Origin of the sequence: Allobosea sp. (assembly GCF_017308075.1) — a bacterium.
Classification (GTDB): Bacteria; Pseudomonadota; Alphaproteobacteria; order Rhizobiales; family Beijerinckiaceae; genus Allobosea.
The window spans coordinates 195,121-211,837 of the sequence record NZ_JAFKFX010000026.1; the positions used below are offsets into that span (position 1 = coordinate 195,121).

General features: G+C 68.3%; 12 protein-coding genes. 2 read left to right on the forward strand and 10 right to left on the reverse strand.

Annotated elements, in window-relative coordinates:
- Window positions 1–53 precede the first annotated feature (53 nt).
- A complete protein-coding gene (locus J0J10_RS07775; RefSeq protein ID WP_291645968.1) occupies window positions 54–1,661 on the forward strand; it encodes a gamma-glutamyltransferase in 1,608 nt (535 codons plus the stop codon).
- Between the two features lie 232 nt (window positions 1,662–1,893).
- Here the strand turns inward: J0J10_RS07775 and J0J10_RS07780 are convergent, their stop codons facing one another.
- The 6 genes from J0J10_RS07780 to J0J10_RS07805 form a co-directional block, all read right to left on the reverse strand.
- A complete protein-coding gene (locus J0J10_RS07780; protein WP_291645969.1) occupies window positions 1,894–3,480 on the reverse strand; it encodes an ABC transporter substrate-binding protein in 1,587 nt (528 codons plus the stop codon).
- Between the two features lie 87 nt (window positions 3,481–3,567).
- The gene (locus tag J0J10_RS07785) at window positions 3,568–5,061 is read right to left on the reverse strand and encodes an amidase (protein ID WP_291645970.1); all 1,494 of its coding nucleotides are present in this window, start codon (window positions 5,059–5,061) and stop codon (window positions 3,568–3,570) included.
- A 112-nt stretch (window positions 5,062–5,173) separates the two neighbouring features.
- On the reverse strand, window positions 5,174–6,571 hold the full coding sequence (gene lpdA / locus J0J10_RS07790; RefSeq protein WP_291645971.1) for a dihydrolipoyl dehydrogenase: 1,398 nt from the start codon (window positions 6,569–6,571) through the stop codon (window positions 5,174–5,176).
- 16 nt (window positions 6,572–6,587) lie between these two features.
- The gene (locus J0J10_RS07795) at window positions 6,588–7,883 is read right to left on the reverse strand and encodes a dihydrolipoamide acetyltransferase family protein (protein ID WP_291645972.1); all 1,296 of its coding nucleotides are present in this window, start codon (window positions 7,881–7,883) and stop codon (window positions 6,588–6,590) included.
- Entirely contained in the window at window positions 7,883–8,899 is a 1,017-nt protein-coding gene (locus J0J10_RS07800) for an alpha-ketoacid dehydrogenase subunit beta (RefSeq protein ID WP_291633751.1), read from the reverse strand. Before J0J10_RS07800 ends, J0J10_RS07795 begins: the two co-directional genes overlap by 1 nt.
- 158 nt (window positions 8,900–9,057) lie before the next feature.
- Complete coding sequence (locus J0J10_RS07805; RefSeq protein WP_291645973.1) at window positions 9,058–10,290, reverse strand: thiamine pyrophosphate-dependent enzyme; 1,233 nt, start codon at window positions 10,288–10,290, stop codon at window positions 9,058–9,060.
- A 209-nt stretch (window positions 10,291–10,499) separates the two neighbouring features.
- Between J0J10_RS07805 and J0J10_RS07810 the strand changes: the two genes are divergently transcribed.
- Window positions 10,500–11,000, forward strand: a complete 501-nt coding sequence (locus J0J10_RS07810) for an Lrp/AsnC family transcriptional regulator (RefSeq protein WP_291645974.1) — start codon at window positions 10,500–10,502, stop codon at window positions 10,998–11,000.
- Between the two features lie 166 nt (window positions 11,001–11,166).
- Here J0J10_RS07810 and J0J10_RS07815 read toward each other — a convergent pair whose 3' ends face one another.
- The 4 genes from J0J10_RS07815 to J0J10_RS07830 form a co-directional block, all read right to left on the reverse strand.
- Window positions 11,167–12,411, reverse strand: a complete 1,245-nt coding sequence (locus tag J0J10_RS07815) for an aminopeptidase (RefSeq protein ID WP_291645975.1) — start codon at window positions 12,409–12,411, stop codon at window positions 11,167–11,169.
- Between the two features lie 121 nt (window positions 12,412–12,532).
- A complete protein-coding gene (gene ggt, locus J0J10_RS07820) occupies window positions 12,533–14,128 on the reverse strand; it encodes a gamma-glutamyltransferase (protein ID WP_291645976.1) in 1,596 nt (531 codons plus the stop codon).
- Between the two features lie 101 nt (window positions 14,129–14,229).
- Window positions 14,230–15,813 (reverse strand): ABC transporter substrate-binding protein, encoded by a 1,584-nt coding sequence (locus J0J10_RS07825; RefSeq protein WP_291645977.1) that lies wholly within the window; start codon window positions 15,811–15,813, stop codon window positions 14,230–14,232.
- An 81-nt stretch (window positions 15,814–15,894) separates the two neighbouring features.
- Window positions 15,895–16,614: a GntR family transcriptional regulator gene (locus tag J0J10_RS07830; RefSeq protein ID WP_291633764.1), complete on the reverse strand. Its 720-nt coding sequence runs from the start codon at window positions 16,612–16,614 to the stop codon at window positions 15,895–15,897.
- Between the last annotated feature and the right edge of the window lie 103 nt (window positions 16,615–16,717).

The following is a 16,717-nucleotide window of genomic DNA, read 5'->3' on the forward strand; positions in this document are numbered from 1 at the left end:
CGCGGCCGGCGGCCATGCAAGCTTGGCGGTGAGATCGTCCGGAGAGACCGAATATGACCATCGAACCGCGCCGCGCCGAAGCCTATCGCACGCAGAACTGGAAGCTGGAAAAACCGGCGGCGCGCGGGCGCGGCGGCATCGTCGTCTCGCAGAACCACGAGGCGGCCGCGGCCGGCGCCGCGATCCTCGAAGCTGGCGGCAATGCCGCCGACGCGGCGGTCGCGACTGCCTTCGCGCTGGCCGCGGTCGAGCCCTGGAACAGCGGCCTCGGCGGGATCGGCTTCGGCGTCGTGCTGAAGGCTGGCGAGAGCCGGGCGCAGGTCGTCGATTTCGGGCCGGTGGCGCCGCGCCGGGCCGACCCGGCCGATTATCCGCTGACCGGCGAGATGAAGCTCGATTTCTTCGCCTGGCCCGGCGTGGTCGGCGACCGCAACATCCACGGGCCGCTCTCCTTCTGCATCCCGTCCTCCGTCGCCGGCTACAAGACGCTGAAGGAGCGCTTTGGCACGACGATGCCGGTCTCCGAACTGCTCCAGCCGGCGATCGGGCTGGCCAAGCGCGGGCTGGCGCTCGACTGGTACACCACGCTGAAGATCGCCTCCTCGGCCGCGATCCTGCGGCTCTATGAGGAGAGTGCCCGGATCTACCTGCCGGACGGGTTGCCGCCGGTGCCGCCCTATCAGGGCGTGCCGGGCTTCCGGCCGCTCGGCAATCTCGCAGCGACGCTGGAGCATCTGGCCAAGGCCGGACTCGACGATTTCTATCGCGGCGAGCTGGCGAAGCGGCTTGCGGCCGACATTGCCGCGGCCGGCGGCGTCGTCGATGCGCAGGACCTCGCCGATTGCGTCGCCAGCGTGCGCGAGGCACCGGTGATCGACTGGCGCGGCACGCATCGCATCCACACCGCCGGCGGGTTGACCGCGGCGCCGACGCTGCAGGCGGTGATCGAGGGCATGGCGGACAGCCGGCCCCCCGCCGGCGTGCCCGATGCCGCCTGGTTCGCCAGGCTCTCGCAGGTGATGCGCCAGGCCTATTCCAGCCGGCTTGCCGGCCTCGGCGCCGCGCAGATGGCGAAGGAGCCGGGTGAGACCTGCACCACCCATCTCACCGTGGTCGATGGCGCGGGCAATCTCGTCGCCCTGACCACGACGCTGCTCTCCTCGATGGGCAGCCGCTATGTCCTGCCCGAGACCGGCGTGCTGATGAACAACGGCATGATGTGGTTCGATCCGCGCCCCGGCAGCGCCAACGCGATCGCGCCGGGTGCTCGCCCCTTGTGCAATATGTGCCCGGTGGTGGTGACGCCGGCCGATGGCGGCTGGCCGCGCCATGCCGCGGGTGCTTCGGGCGGACGCCGCATCCTGCCGAGCGTCTATCAGACGCTCGCCTTCACCCTGGATTGCGGGATGAGCCTCGAGGAGGTCGCGCACCAGCCGCGTATCGACGTTTCCGGCCCCGACGGCACCAGCGCCGATGCCCGCCTGCCGGAGGCGACGCTGGAGGCGCTCGCGGCCGCCGGGCCGCTGACCGTGGTCGAGCACGGCGTGCTGCCGCTGAATTTCGCCTGCCCGAACATCATCCGGGCGGAAAAGGGCGCGGCGGAAGGGATCAGCGACGCGATCTCGCCCTGGTCTGCGGCGGTGGCGGCGGGAACGGCGTAGGCGCACGAGCCACCGCGGTAGAACCCCTCTCCTGGAAGGAGAGGGGTAGGGGTGAGGTGTTCGGGAGAGAAATCGTTGGCCTGAACGCGGCTGGGCGGTGAGCGCTCGCGGAGCTGGTTCGACGGCCTACACCTCACCCTGCCCTCTCCTTACAGGAGAGGGTTCCCCGCACCTTACCGGCACGAGATTCTCGGGTCAGCGCTGTGCGCCGCCCGAGAATGACGGCGAGGCCTCACACCCGCTTCAGCCCCCAGGGATAGGGCGCCGAGCCCGGCAGCATGCCGGTCAGGTTCTTGCGATAGGCGGTCTTGATGACGAACTGGCCGAGCGGGATGGTGGCGCATTCCTCCAGCGCCAGCCGGCCGAGCGCGACCGCCGCCTTCTTCTGCGCGGCCTCGTCCGGCGCGTAGAGCCATTCCTCGGCCAGTTCCTCGGCCTTGGCATTGGTCCACCAGCCGAACCAGCCCTTCTCGCCGGGGCCGCGCACGAGATTGGACAGGGCCGGGTTGCCCCAGCCGACCGCCGCGCCGGTGGTGTGGAAGATGCTCCAGCCACCCTTCTCGACCGGCTCGCGGCTGTTGCGGCGCTGGATCACCGTGCCCCAGTCGCTCGCCGCCATCTCGACATTCATGCCCATCGACTTGAGCAGCTCGTAGGTGACGTCGCCGAGCGGGCCGATATCGGGGAAGTCGGTCGGGTTGATGATGACGACCTTCTCGCCGTTGTAGCCGGATTCCTTCAGCGCCGCCTTGGCCTTGTCGAGGCTCTGCGGCATCAGCTCCTCGAGCTCGCCGGTATAATAGGGCGTGCCGCGCCACCAGAGGTTCCGGCAGACCTGCCAGGCGGTGGTGTCGTCGCCCTGCGAGGCCCGCATATAGTCTTCCTGGTTGACGCCCATGCGGACGGCGGCGCGCACCTTCGGATTGTTGAAGGGCGGTTGCAGATGGTTCAGCCGCATGATCGAGCCGCGGCCGTTCTTGTCGATGACCTCGCGGGTGACGTCCGGGCTGCGGGCGAGCAGGGGCTGGAGATCGGCGAGCGGGCGCTCCCACCAGTCGATCTCGCCCTTGGTCAGGGCAGCGGCGGCGGTCGCCGGGTCGGGCAGGATCGGCCATTCGACGCGCTTGAAATGCGCGATCTTGCCGCCGGCATTGCGGCTGGGAGCCTCGCTGCGCGGCTTGTAGGCCTCGTTCTTCTCGTAGACCACGCGGCTGCCGGTGACATACTCCGCAGCGACGAACTTATAGGGGCCGGAGCCGGTCATCTCTGTGACCTGCTTGGTGGCGTCGGTCTGGGCCAGGCGCTCGGGCATGATGAAGGGCGGGTTGTCGGCCTTGGCGAGGCAGTCCAGCATCATCGGGAAGGGCCGGGTCAGCTTGATCTCGATGGTGCGTTCGTCGGGGGCGTTCCAGGCCTCGACGGCTTTGGCGAGCAACTGGCCATAGGGATCGCGCTGGCACCAGCGCTTCAGGCTCTGAATGCAGTCGGCCGACCGCACCGGCTGGCCGTCATGGAAGGCGAGGCCTTCGCGCAGCTTGATCTTCCAGACCTTGCCGTCGGCGGAGGTCTCATGGCCCTCGGCCATTTGCGGCTGCGGCTTCAGGTTGAGATCGCCGCCATAGAGCGTGTCGAAGATGTAGTAGCCGTGATTGTTGGTGACGGTCGCCGTCGTCCAGATCGGGTCGAGCGAGGTCAGGTTGGCCTGCGGCGCCATCTTCAGCACGGTCGCGCTCGCTCCCTGCGCGAAGGCCTGCTGCGCCATGGCTGGCGCGAAAAGGGCGGCGGCTGCCGTGCCCTGCAAGAACTGGCGGCGTTTCATATAGTCTCTCCCCTTTTGTGATTGAGTCTAACAGTCGATGAAACTTGTTCTCTCTGCTCTTTGTAGAATGGGACGGGCTGATGCCTCCTAGTCGAAGCCGAGGAAATTCGGGCTGTCGGCGAGCTTCGGCGCAGCCTTCAGCCTGGCGATATCCGGTACCGGGCGGGCGGTGAGCGGATCGCCGGCCAAGAGCGCTTCGAGCGCCGCCGCAACCGCGAGAACCTTGGCGTCGCCGCCGCGCGGGCCGACGATCTGCAGGCCGAAGGGCATGCCGTTGCGGTCGAGCCCGACCGGCAGCGAGATCGCGGGGTGGCCGACGATGGTCACCGCATAGGCCATGGCGAGCCAGTGGAAATAGGTTCGCGTCGGCTTGCCGTCGATCTCGGCCGGGTAAAGCTCGGACCAGGGCCGTGGCGAGAGCGTCATCGCCGGCGACAGGATGACGTCGTAATCGGCGAAGAAGCGCTGCCATTCATTGTAGATCACGGTCTGCTGCTTCAGCGCCCGGGTGATGTCGAGCGCGCCATAGCGCAGGCCTTCCTCGACATTGGCGCGGACATTGGGGCCGACCTTCTCCGGCGTGTCACGCACCCGCTCATACTGTCCGGCGAGGAAGTTGACGGCGCGCAGCACCTCGAAGCTCTCATCGGTGCCGGCGCAGTCCGGGGTTGCCTCGTCGGCGCGGGCGAAGACCTGGCTGAAGCGGCCGACCTTGTCGGCGAAGACCTCGCGGATGTGCTTCTCGGTCGGGGCGAAGCCGAAATCGGGGGTGATCGCGACTTTCAGCGCGGCGAGGTCGCAGGCCTGCGGGCGGGCGAAGTCCTCGGGGCGGCGTACCGTGCTGCCATGGATCGTCGTCGCCAGCGGATCGCAGGCGTCGTCGCCGACCATGGTGGAGAGCAGCAGGCAGAGATCGGGCACGGTGCGGGCCATCGGGCCGAGCACCGAGAGCGGGTTCCAGCCGAGCGCCCGCTTGTCGCTCGGCACCAGGCCGGGCGAGGGGCGGAAACCGACGATGCCGTTGAACGCGGCCGGATTACGCAGCGAGCCGCCGGTGTCCGAGCCGGTGGCGATCGGCACCATATTGGTCGCGAGCGCGACGCCTGAGCCGCCGGAGGAGCCGGCGGCGGAGCGCGAGGGATCGAAGGGATTGCCGGTGACGCCGTAGACGGCGTTGCGGGTATTGGCGCCGGCGCCCCATTCGGGCGTGTTGGTCTTGCCGACAATGACGGCGCCGGCCCGGCGGACCGAGGCAACGATCAACTGGTCCTGTTTCGGCACGTGATCGGCAAAGAGCGGGCTGCCATAGGTGGTGCGCAGCCCGGCGACGTCTTCCAGGTCCTTGATGCCGATCGGCAGGCCGTGCAGGGCGGGCAGGGCCTCGCCGCGCATGGTCGCCGCATCCGCCGCCTTCGCCGTGGCACGGGCGCGCGTATCGTCGCGGGCGACCATGGCATTCACCGCGGGATCGACCGCATCGATCTGTGCCAGGCAGCTTTCGAGCAGTTCGCTGGCGGAGAGCTTCTTCTCGCCGATCAGGCGGCGGGCCGTCACGGCATCGAGATCGCAGGGTTCGGTCACGTCGGCAGGCTCCGGCAGTCAGGGCGGGCCCGTCTTGGCCCATCTTGCCAGTCGAAGCGGCCTGCGCCGCTACGTCAACCCTCGCCGGGTTGTACCCCTGTCTGCGTTCACCTCAGATGTGCAGGGCGTGGCCGAGCGCCTTCAGCGCCGATTCCTGGAAGGCCTCGCCCAGGGTCGGATGGGCGTGGATCGTGCCGGCGATGTCCTCCAGCCTCGCTCCCATCTCGATGGCGAGGCCGAAAGCGGCGGAAAGCTCCGAGACGCCCTGTCCGACGGCCTGGATGCCGAGGACGAGATGGTTGTCGGCGCGGGCGACGACGCGGACGAAGCCGGCCTCGCCATGGCGGGTCATGGCGCGGCCATTGGCCTGGAAGGGAAACTGACCGAGCTTGACCGCGAAGCCGGCGGCCTTGGCCTCCGTGGGCGAAAGACCGGCCGAGACGATTTCGGGATCGGTGAAGCAGATCGCGGGTATGCAGGCCTTGTCCCAAATCCGCGGCTCGCCGGCGACGATCTCGGCGACCATCTCGCCCTGCGCCATGGCGCGATGGGCCAGCATCGGCTCGCCGGTGACGTCGCCGATGGCGTAGATGCCGCGCATCGAGGTTTCGCAGCGCTCGCCGATGCGGATGAAGCGGCCATCCATGTCGAGTACCAGTTCGTCGAGGCCGAGCCTGCTGGTCGCAGGGGCGCGCCCGACCGTGACCAGGATCTTGTCGGCCTGAAGCTCGCGCTCCTTGCCGTCGGCGGTCTCGATGCGCAGGCCGCCGCCCTTGGCGGTCGGACCGAGCGCCTTGGCGCCCGTCAGGACCTCGATGCCGAGTGCCGAGAGACTTTTGGCGACCGGTGTGGTCAGCTCGGCATCGTAGAGCGGCAGGATCTTGTCCTGCGCCTCGACCACGGTGACCTTGGCGCCGAGCTTGGCGAAGGCAGTGCCGAGCTCGAGCCCGATATAGCCGCCGCCGACCACGACGAGGCGCTTCGGCAGTTCGGTCAGCGCCAGCGCGCCGGTCGAGGAGATGACATTGCCGCCGAAGGGCAGGAAGGGCAGCTCGACCGGGACGGAGCCGGTCGCGATCACGATCGTCTCGGCCTTGATCAGCTTCGGGCCGGTCTCGGTCTCGACCGCCACGGTCTTGCCGTCGCGGAAGCGGGCCTGGCCGTGGACGATCTTGACCTTGGCCTTGCGCAGGAGCGCGGCGACGCCGTTGTTGAGACGCTGGACGATGCCGTCCTTCCAGGCGACGGCCTGCTTCATATCGAGCTTCGGCTCGGCGGCGGTCAGGCCGAAAGGCGTCTTGCCGGCGGCGGCATGGGCGGCCTTCTCGAACTCCTCGGCGACATGGATCATCGCCTTGGAGGGGATGCAGCCGATATTGAGGCAGGTGCCGCCGAGCTTGGTGCTCTCGACGATGACGGTGTCGATGCCGAGCTGGCCGGCGCGGATGGCGCAGACATAGCCGCCGGGGCCGGCGCCGATGACGAGCAGCTTGCAGGTGATGTCGGTCATGGTTCGCTCCCGCCGCTCACAGGTCCACGAACAGCGTCGCGGGGGTTTCCAGCAACTGCTTGAGGCGCTGCACGAAGACGGCGGCGTCCCAGCCGTCGACGACGCGGTGGTCGAAGCTGGAGGAGAGGTTCATCATCTTGCGCGGCACGAAGGTGGCGCCGTCCCAGACCGGGCGGACGACCATCTTGTTGACGCCGACGATCGCGACCTCGGGATGGTTGATCACCGGGGTGGTGGCGATGCCGCCGAGCGCGCCGAGCGAGGTGATGGTGATGGTCGAGCCGGTGAGCTCGTCGCGCGTCGCGGTGCCGTCGCGGGCACGTTCGGCGAGGCGCGACAATTCGAGGGCACAGCCCCAGAGGTCGCGCGCCTCGGCATGCTTGACTACCGGCACGATCAGGCCCGACGGCGTCTGCGTCGCGATGCCGATGTCGATGCCGGCATGCTGGCGCACGATCCCGGCTTCGTCGTCATAGAGCGCGTTGATATTGGGCTGCTCAGCCAGCGCCTTGACCATGGCCCGCATCAGGAAGGGCAAGAGCGTCAGCTTCGGCCGCTCGGCGGTCGGCTTCTTGTTGAGCGCGCTGCGCAGGTCTTCGAGAGCGGAGACATCGACCTCTTCGACGATGGTGATGTGCGGGATGCGCGATTTCGACAGCGCCATCTTCTCGGCGATGCGACGGCGCAAGCCCACGACCTTGACCTCGGTCACCGCCGTCTTCGTGACGAGCCCACCCTTGGCCGGGGCCTCGGGGCCGCGCTGGATGAAGGCGTCGATGTCCTCATGGGTGATGCGGCCGGCCGGGCCGGAGCCCTGGACCTGGCGCAGGTCGACGCCGGCCTCGCGCGCCTTCAGCCGGACGGCCGGGGAGGCCAGCGGCTTTTCGCCGGCGGCGCGGCGCGGGGCGGCGACGGGTGCCGAGCGGGCGGGTGCAGCTGCGGGTTTCGGCGTCGATATCTGCTTGGGGGCAGGCTCGGAAGCCGTGACCGGGGCCGTCGCGGCGGGCTTGGCCCTGGGCGGCTCGACCGGCGCTTCGGCTTCGGCCGGCTCCTCGGTCGCGGTGCCGTCGCCGGCGACCTTGAGCTTGACCAGCGCCGAGCCGATCGCGACGGTGTCGCCGATCTCGGCACCGACCCAGGTGACCTCGCCCTCGACCGGGGAGGGGATCTCGACGGTCGCCTTGTCGGTCATTACCGCGGCGATCAGATCATCCTCGCGGACGATGTCGCCGACCTTGACGTGCCACTCGACCAGCTCGGCCTCGGCGATGCCCTCGCCGACATCCGGCAGCTTGATGATGCGCTCGGCCATCAGCGGCTCTCCATGATCTCGCGCAGCGCAGCGCCGACGCGGGCGGGGCCGGGGAAATAGGCCCATTCCTGGGCATGCGGATAGGGCGTGTCCCAGCCGGTGATGCGCAGGACCGGCGCCTCCAGATGGTAGAAGCAGTGCTGCTGCACCAGCGCGGCCAGCTCCGCACCGAAGCCCGAGGTCAGCGTCGCCTCGTGCAGGACGATGCAGCGCCCGGTCTTCGAGACCGAGGCGATGATCGCGTCGAGATCGAGCGGCAGCAGGGTGCGCAGGTCGATGATCTCGGCGTCGATGCCGGTCTCCTCGGCGGCCGCCTGCGCGACATGGACCATGGTGCCGTAGGTGACGATGGTGACGGCTGCGCCCTCGCGGCGGATCGCCGCCTTGCCGAGCGGGATGGTGTAATGCCCTTCCTCGACCTCGCCGAGCTCGTGCTTCGACCAGGGCGTAACCGGGCGGTCGTGATGGCCGTCGAAGGGGCCGTTATAGAGCCGCTTCGGTTCGAGGAAGATCACGGGATCCGGATCCTCGATCGCCGCGATCAGCAGGCCCTTGGCGTCGCGCGGATTGGACGGCACCACCGTCTTCAGGCCGGAGACGTGGGTGAACAGGGCTTCCGGGCTCTGGCTGTGGGTCTGGCCGCCGAAGATGCCGCCGCCGGTCGGCATGCGGATCACCATCGGGCAGGTGAAATCGCCGGCCGAGCGGTAGCGCAGGCGCGCCGCCTCCGAGACGATCTGGTCATAGGCCGGATACATGTAGTCGGCGAACTGGATCTCGACGCAGGGGCGCAGGCCATAGGCCGCCATGCCGATCGCGGTGCCGACGATGCCGAGCTCGCTGATCGGCGCGTCGAAGCAGCGGTTGACGCCATATTTCTGCTGTAGGCCGTGGGTGCACCGGAAGACGCCGCCGAAATAGCCGACATCCTCGCCATAGACGACGACGTTGTCGTCACGGCCCATCGAGACGTCGAGGGCCGAGCGGATCGCCTCGATCATGGTCATGCGGGCCATGGCTCAGACTCCCGTGAAGAGGCGGCGCGACCATTTCGTCATGGTCGGGCTTGTCCCGACCATCCACGTCTTCGCTGGTCGAAGGCTGTGTTCAAGACGTGGATGCTCGCCACAAGGGCGAGCATGACGGGGAGGGTGACGATGCGAAAAAGCCATGCTCACACTCCGATCTGCTGGCGCTGGCGGCGCAGATGCGGCGGCAGCTCGGCATAGACGTCCTCGAACATGTCGCGGGCGGAGGGCTTGCCGCCGGCATGCAGCGTGCCGAAGCTCTCGGCTTCCTTCTGGGCGGCGATCACGGTCGCCATGATCTCGGCCTCGGTCTGCTTGTGGCGCTCCTCGGTCCAGGCGCCGCTCGCGATCAGGTGCTGCTTCAGCCGGACGATCGGGTCGCCGAGCGGCCAGTCGTCGGATTCGTGCTTGGGCCGGTAAGCGGAGGGATCGTCCGAGGTCGAATGCGCGCCGGCGCGATAGGTGACGTATTCGACCAGCGTGGGCCCAAGATTGCGGCGGGCCCGCTCGATCGCCCATTGCGCGACGGCATAGGTCGCGAGGTAGTCGTTGCCGTCGACCCGGAGTGCCGGGATGCCGAAGCCGAGGCCGCGGGCGGCGAAGGTGCCGGAGCCGCCCCGCGCAATGCCCTGGAAGGTCGAGATCGCCCACTGGTTGTTGACGACGTTGAGGACGACCGGGGCCTTATAGGTCGAAGCGAAGACCAGCGCGGCGTGGAAATCGGACTCGGCGGTCGAGCCGTCGCCGACCCAGGCGGCGGCGATGCGGCTGTCGCCCTTGATCGCCGAGGCCATGGCCCAGCCGACGCCCTGGACGAACTGGGTGGTGAGATTGCCGGAGATCGAGAAGAAGCCGTGCGCCTTGGAGGAGTACATCACCGGCAATTGCCGGCCCTTCATCGGGTCGCGCTCGTTCGAATAGATCTGGCACATCATCTCGACGAGCGGATAGTCGTGCGCGATCAGGAGCCCGGCCTGGCGATAGGTCGGGAAGTTCATGTCGCCCGGGCCGAGCGCGATGCGGAAGGCGCAGGACACCGCCTCCTCACCGGTGTGCTGCATGTAGAACGAGGTCTTGCCCTGGCGCTGCGCCATCTGCATCCGGGCATCGAAGGCGCGCAGCGTCAGCATGTGGCGCAGGCCCCGGATCAGCTCGTCCTTGGAGAGCTCGGGCACCCAGGGGCCGACCGCCTCGCCCTCGCGGTCGAGCACGCGGATGATCGAATAGGCGAGGTCGCGGATTTCCTTCGCCTCGACATCGACCGGCGGGCGCTGCACCGAGCCGGCCTTGGGGATCACGACATGGGAGAAGTCCGGTTTTTCGCCGGGGCGACTGGCCGGGACGGGAACATGGAACCGAAGCGGTGAGGGGTCTGTCATGTCCACGCTCCCTAGGCTCTGTCCGACCCAGCATTCCGCGCCACGATGCGGGCCGCAAGGCACGTTTGCAGGTGCGCCCGTCTGGGCGCGGTCCTTATGCGGGCATGTTAGGGCTGTGAAATGCCTATTTCTTGCCGAAATGGCCTTGTGATTTGCTCATTCTCGGATGATAATTCTGCTGTTTTGATGTATCGCGGAAAATTCATTCTATGGCGGTGAAGGCGCGGCGCGGCGATGAGCTCGATGCGATCGACCGGCGCATCCTCTCGGCCCTGAACGAGGACGGCCGGCTGACGATCAACGCGCTCGCCGAGAAGGTCGGCCTGTCGCCCTCGCCGTGCTGGACGCGGGTGAAGCGGCTCGAGGAGAGCGGGGCGATCGAGAAATATGTCGCGGTGCTCAACCATCGCGCGCTCGGGCTCGACAATGTCGTCTTCATCGAGATCACGCTCGACAAGCATGACGACAAATTGCTCGACCGCTTCGGCGAGGCGCTGGCGCGCATCCCGGAAGTGGTCGAGGCCCATCTCGTCACCGGCGACTATGATTATCTGGTCAAGGCCGTGGTCAGCGGCACCGAGCACTATGAGCGCTTTCTGCGCGAGAAGATCTACCGGCTGCCGGGCCTGCGCCAGTCGCGCACGACCTTCGGGCTGCGCACGCTGAAGCGGGCGATCTCGGTCGACCCGCTGCAGATCGCGCCGGGGTGAGCGGCGCGATCGGCTGGGACAGCTTCACCGGAAGCGGTCGGCACTGAGCCTGCGAGGCTTCGCCATGCTCGCCCGCGTGGCGAGCATTCATGCCTTGAACACCGTATGGTCCCAAGGAAGGCGTGGATGGTCGGGACAAGCCCGACCATGACGGCGAGCGTGGTCTTCAGGCCCACTCGCCCTTGCGGAAGACGGCGACGCGGCTGCCATCGGCCCTGATGCCGTCGATGTCGACCGCGGCGGAGCCGATCATCCAGTCGATATGGATCAGGCTCTTATTGCCGCCCTGCGCCGCGATCTCATCGGGCGTCAGCGTGCTGCCGTCGACGAAGCATTTCGAATAGCACTGGCCGAGCGCGATATGGCAGGAGGCGTTCTCGTCGAAGAGCGTGTTGTAGAACAGGATGCCGCTCTGCGAGATCGGCGAGGAATGCGGCACCAGCGCGACCTCGCCGAGGCGGCGGGCGCCCTCGTCTGTGTCGAGCACCCGGTTCAGCACCTCCTCGCCGCGCGAGGCCTTCGCCTCGACGATGCGTCCTTCTGCGAAGCGGACCTGAATCTCGTCGATCAGCGTGCCCTGATAGGAGAGCGGCTTGGTCGAGGAGACATAGCCTTCGACCCGGCGCGCATGCGGCGTGGTGAAGACCTCCTCGGTCGGGATGTTGGCGTTGCAGGTGACGCCGTTCTTGGCGGTCGAGGCGCCGCCCTGCCATTCATGACCATCGGCGAGGCCGATGGTCAGATCGGTGCCGGGCCCGGTGAAATGCAGGGCCGCGAAGCGCTGGCCGTTCAGCCATGTCGTTCGCTGGGCAAGAGCTGCGTTGTGGGCGGCCCAGGCGGAGACGGGGTCGTCGCGGTCGACGCGCGATGCCGCGAAGATCGCCTCGGCGAGGCGTGCGACAGCGATCTCCTCGGCGTCATCCTTGAAAACCTGACGGGCCCAGGCGGCGCCGGGATAGGCGACTATGTTCCAGTTGATGTCGAAATTGGCGATCTTCTCCAGCGCCGGCTGATAGGCGAGCGAGTTCGCCTTGTTGGCGCGGGCGACCTTGGACGGGTCCTCGCCCGAGAGCAGCATCGGATTGTCGCCGACGATGGCGAGGCGGGCGGTGTTGGCGGCGAAGGCCTTGGCGGCACCCTCATGCAGCCAGCCGGCCGCCCGGTCGAAGCTGCCATCTCTGCCGTAGCGATAGCGCGCCAGCGTCAGCTCCTCATCGGAGAAGATCGGCGTGACCAGGCCGGCGCCGGCCTTGTAGGCGTGCTCGGCGATGCGCCGCACCAGCGGCAGCGCCGCCAGCGGGGCGGTCAGGAAGAGGTCCTGCCCCTCCTGCAGATTGAGGCCGACCTTGACGGCGACCTGCGCCAGCCGGTCGAGCTTGACCGGGTCGACGACGGGGAGGTGCTGGTTCATGAGAGGGTCCGGATCAGATTCGCGATGAGGCGCGCATTGCTCGCGCAAAACCTTCGCAGGTCAACTGCGCCGATGCCGGCGCAGCATTCGTGCAGCGCCGGACACCGAGCCCTTCGGCCATTCAGAGGCCGAGCGCGCAGCCGTCCTTGCGCGGATCGGAGCCGCCGGTCAGCGTGCCCTTCTGCCAGTCGATCCAGATCGCCTGGGCGCCGCCCATCGGCGTCTTCGGCGGCTGGACCTTGAAGCCGCGGGCCGCCAGCGCGGGACCGACGCTCTCGCGCAGGCGTCCCTCGACCTCGACCGTCGCCGTGCCCGGCAGCGGGAACAGGCGCGGCAGGTCGATCGCCTCCTGCAAATCGAGGCCATGGTCGAAGAGCTTGGCGAGGAAATGGGCATGGCCCATCGCCTGGTAGTGACCGCCCATCACGCCGAAGGGCATCACGACGCGGCCGCCCTCGGCGACCATGCCGGGGATGATGGTGTGCATCGGGCGCTTGCGCGGCGCGACCGCGTTCGGGTGGCCCGGCTTCAGCACGAAGCTCTGGCCGCGATTGTGGAAGAGCACGCCCGATTTCCTGGTCATCAGCCCGCTGCCATAGGGCGAGAAGATCGAGTTGATGAAGCTGACGGCGTTGCGGTCCTTGTCGACGACGCAGATATAGACGGTGTCGCTGTGCTCGGCGCCGGCCGGGATGACCGGCAGCGGCTCGGTGGCGCGGGCGGGATCGATCGCGGCGGCGAGTTTATCGGCGAGCCCGTCCGAGAGTAGCAACTCGACCGGCACCTTCTCCTGCGTCATGTCGGCGACGAGCCGGTCGCGCGCCGCATAGGCGAGGCGCGTCGCTTCCAGCTCGATATGCAGGTTCCCGGCCTCGAGCGGGCCGCCCTTGGGCTGGAAGCGTTCGAGGATCTTCATGATCATCAGCGCGATGATACCCTGGCCGTTCGGCGGGCATTCGTAGACGGTGCGACCGCGGAAGCTCGTGCTGATCGGCTTGACGTATTCGCCCTGCGCCGCGGCGAAATCCTCCAGCGTATGCAGGCCGCCGGCAGCCTTGAGATGCGCGACCATCTCGGCGGCGATCTCGCCGCGATAGAAGGCGTCCGGCCCCTCGCGGCCGATCGCCTCCAAGGTCGCGGCAAGGCCCGGCTGATGCTGGACGGTGCCGGCCTGCGGCGGCTGGCCGTCGACGAGGAAGGTCGCGGCGGCGTTCGGGTCGCGGACCAGCGTGTCGTGCTGGCCGGCGAGATCATAGGCGACGCGCGGCGTGATAGCGTAGCCCTCGCGGGCGAGCGCGATCGCCGGCTGGAAGATCTCGGAGAGCGGCAGCCTGCCATGGTCCTTGACCAGCCGCGCCCAGGCCTCGACCGCGCCCGGCACGGTGACGGCATGCGGCGAATGCCGCTCAAGCGCGGTGATGCCGGCCTTGGCGTACCAGTCTAGCGTTGCGGCTGCGGGCGTGCGGCCGGAGCCGTTATAGGCGCGGATATCGGTCGAGCCGCCGGGCGAATAGAGCACGAAGCAGTCGCCGCCGATGCCGGTCGAGCCGGCCTCGACCACGCATTGCACGGCACAGGCGCCGACCGCCGCGTCGATCGCATTGCCGCCGGCGCGCAGGATGTCGAGTGCGGCCAGCGTCGCGGCCGGGTGCGAAGTCGCGGCCATGGCATTGCGGCTGATCGCGAGCGAGCGGCCGGGGAGTTCGAAATCGCGCATCGGGCAGGTCTTTCGTCGGGCAGGCCGGCCAGGGGCCGGGGTTCGGGTGGGGCCGGCGCGGCAAGGAACGTCGCGCCGGCTTTAGGGATTGCGGGCGGGCCTCAGCCCTTGCGCAGATTGGTGAAGACCGGGACGCCGTTCAGCATGCCGGTCAGGTTCTTGCGATAGGCGACGGGCTGGAAGTACTGGCCGGCGGGAACGTAGGGCACGTCCTGCATCGCCTGCAGCTGGATCTCCTGGGCGATCGCCTTCTGACCGGCGAGATCGGGCGCTTCCAGCCAGCGCGCCCGCAAGGCCTCGATCGCCGGGCTGTCCGGCCAGCCGGGGCTGCCCTTGGCGCCGTTGCCGCGCAAGGGCGAGCTCGTCGCCGGCGAGCCGAGGTCGAGCCCCGACCAATAGGTGATGTAGCAGCTCCAGCCGCCCTGCTCGACCGGGCTGCGATTGCTGATGCGCTGCAGCACCGTGCCCCAGTCGGCGGCGACGAAATCGACATTCAGGCCGATCTTGCGCAAGGCGTCGGCCGCGACCTCGGCGGCGAGCGCGATACGCGGCACGTCCTGGCCGGCGAGGAAGACGACGCGCTCGCCCTTGTAGCCGGCGGCTTCCAGCTCCTGCTTGAGCTTGCCGAAATCCTTCGGCGCCTTCAGCGCCTCGATACCGACCTCGGACGCCATCGCCGAATTGCTCGGGAAGAAGCCGATGCTGCCGCGCTCGACCTCTGGGTCGCCGCCGCAGACCGCGTTCATGCAGTCTTCCTGGTTGATCGCCTTGAGCACGACGCGGCGGATGGCGGGATTGCTGAACGGCGGCTGGAGGTGGTTCAGCCGCAATTGCCCGGCCATACCGCTGCGATCCTTGACCGCGACGACAATGTTCGGGTCCTTCCGCAGCAGCGGCAGCAGGTCGATGATCGGCTGCTCGACCCAGTCGACCGCCCCTGTTTGCAGCGCCGAGACCGCGGTCGCCGGGTCGGGCATGACGTTGAACTCGATCCGGTCGAGGAGAGGCGTACGCGGGCCGGCGGTGAAGCTCGGCGTGCCCTCGCGCGGCACATAGCCCTCATGCCGGGCATAGACATGACGGGCTCCGGCGATGCGCTCGGCCGTGAGGTAGCGATAGGGCCCGCTGCCGATAGCCTCCGGAATCTGCTTGAACGGGTCGGTCTGGGCCAGCCTTTCCGGCATGATCGCCGCGACGAGCGCGCTCGGGCGGGCGAGCGCCGCCGGCAATTGTGGGAAGGGTCGGCGCAGGCGGAAGAGGATGGTGCGGTCGTCCGGGGCCGAGAGCTCCTCGGTCGCCGCCATCAGCGCCTGGCCGAAAGTATCGCGCGCGCCCCACCGCCTGATCGAGGCGACGGCGTCGCGGGCCAGCACCTTGCTGCCGTCATGGAAGACGAGGCCGGGGCGCAGCGTCAGCGTCCAGCGCTTGCCGTCATCCTCGACGAGATGGCCTTCGACCATTTGCGGCTGCGGCTGGAACTGGTCGTCGAGCCCGTAAAGCGTGTCCCAGACGAGAAGCGCGTGAGTGCGGGTCGAATAGCCGTTGGTCCAGATCGGGTCGATGATCGCGACGTCGGAATAGGGCACGAAGCGCAGGGTCTTGGCGTCCTGCGCACGGGCGATGAGCGGAGCCGCGGGCAGGAAGGCGGTGACGGCGGAAGCTTTCAGAAACTGGCGTCGATCCATGATGATCCCCTGTTCTTGCCGTGGTCCCCGGACGTCCTCCGATGGCTGCCGGCTTCGCGCGGCAGCCGCTGGTCTTCTGGTTCAGGTGGATTCCGATGCTGCCGGCTGTACCGATTGGGCTGACCGGCGCGCCGCCGGATACCCGCTGCTGCGCAGGAACGCGGCAAGCTTGGGCGCGGTGCGCATGACATGCTCGCGCATCACCGTTTCGGCCCGGGCGGCATCGCCGCTGCGGATCGCCGCGACGATCTCGTTCTGGGCCTGGGTCGCCGTGCTCGGCCGCGCGACATGGTGGAGCCAGACCCGCATATAGGGCTCGACGGCGATGTGCAGCGCCGCGATCTGGGCGATGAGCTTGGGCCGCCGGCTCAGCCCACAGATATAGGCGTGGAAGGCCTGATGCGCGGCGAGCCAGGCATCGCCGCCGGCTTCCCCGGCGCGCTGCATGCGGGACAGATGGTCGTCGAGCTCGGCGAGGACGGCGGCATCGACGCGTGCCATGGCGAGGCGGACGGCAAGCCCCTCCAGGACCGAGCGGATCTCGAAGGCCTCGAAGATCTCGTCGACGGTCAGGCCGGCGACGACGCAGCCGCGATTGGGCCGGATGATTACGAGCCCCTCATTGGCGAGCCGCTGGAAGGCTTCGCGCACCGGCATCCGGCTCATCGCCAGCTCCTGCGCGATCGCCTCGGGGATCAGGCGCTCGCCCGGCTCGTAGCGGCCGCTGCGAATGCCGGCGAGGATGGCGAGATAAGCCTCGTCGGGCGCCGTGCCCGGAGCTGGAGCGCGTGTGAAAGCCATGCCGTTGCTTGCCCCACGCCCGCGATCCGAATTGGCCGCAGACGCTTCACTGTCTAAGTGTATCCACTGATACAGTTGAGCAGATGAGGATGCGGACGGTCAA

Excerpts from the sequence above, each read along its gene's own strand:
- J0J10_RS07800 (WP_291633751.1), bottom strand. The coding sequence starts at position 8,899 with ATGGCCCGCATGACCATGATCGAGGCGATCCGCTCGGCCCTCGACGTC.
- J0J10_RS07775 (WP_291645968.1), top strand. The coding sequence starts at position 54 with ATGACCATCGAACCGCGCCGCGCCGAAGCCTATCGCACGCAGAACTGG.
- J0J10_RS07810 (WP_291645974.1), top strand. The coding sequence starts at position 10,500 with ATGGCGGTGAAGGCGCGGCGCGGCGATGAGCTCGATGCGATCGACCGG.
- J0J10_RS07815 (WP_291645975.1), bottom strand. The coding sequence starts at position 12,411 with ATGAACCAGCACCTCCCCGTCGTCGACCCGGTCAAGCTCGACCGGCTG.
- lpdA (WP_291645971.1), bottom strand. The coding sequence starts at position 6,571 with ATGACCGACATCACCTGCAAGCTGCTCGTCATCGGCGCCGGCCCCGGC.
- J0J10_RS07825 (WP_291645977.1), bottom strand. The coding sequence starts at position 15,813 with ATGGATCGACGCCAGTTTCTGAAAGCTTCCGCCGTCACCGCCTTCCTG.
- J0J10_RS07830 (WP_291633764.1), bottom strand. The coding sequence starts at position 16,614 with ATGGCTTTCACACGCGCTCCAGCTCCGGGCACGGCGCCCGACGAGGCT.
- ggt (WP_291645976.1), bottom strand. The coding sequence starts at position 14,128 with ATGCGCGATTTCGAACTCCCCGGCCGCTCGCTCGCGATCAGCCGCAAT.
- J0J10_RS07795 (WP_291645972.1), bottom strand. The coding sequence starts at position 7,883 with ATGGCCGAGCGCATCATCAAGCTGCCGGATGTCGGCGAGGGCATCGCC.
- J0J10_RS07805 (WP_291645973.1), bottom strand. The coding sequence starts at position 10,290 with ATGACAGACCCCTCACCGCTTCGGTTCCATGTTCCCGTCCCGGCCAGT.
- J0J10_RS07780 (WP_291645969.1), bottom strand. The coding sequence starts at position 3,480 with ATGAAACGCCGCCAGTTCTTGCAGGGCACGGCAGCCGCCGCCCTTTTC.